This is a genomic window from Burkholderia sp. SIMBA_062 (genome assembly GCF_046534765.1).
Taxonomy (GTDB): Bacteria; Pseudomonadota; Gammaproteobacteria; order Burkholderiales; family Burkholderiaceae; genus Burkholderia; species Burkholderia ambifaria.
The window spans coordinates 1-205 of the sequence record NZ_JAWRYD010000725.1; the positions used below are offsets into that span (position 1 = coordinate 1).

The 205-nt window shown below is 60.0% G+C and carries 1 pseudogene; it reads right to left on the minus strand.

The annotated features are described in order from the left end of the window. Positions 1-205, minus strand: a pseudogene (locus SB786_RS38080) (RNA-guided endonuclease TnpB family protein); the annotation flags it as partial.

A 205-nucleotide genomic window follows, 5' to 3' on the forward strand; every position in this document is an offset into this window, starting at 1 on the left:
CGGTGCTGACTGCGCGACTTCGCGTATTGCTCGCACGTCGCGTTGATCGTGCCGGAGTGGATGCCGAGCGCCTTGCTGCTGCCGATCGTCAGCACGTTCAGATCGAATCCCGTCGACCACTTCTTGCGCCACTTGAGCGCGTGCTTCTGCGTGTCATTGCAGAAGTTCCAGACGTAGTTCACCGCACGGCTCTGCTTGTTGAGCA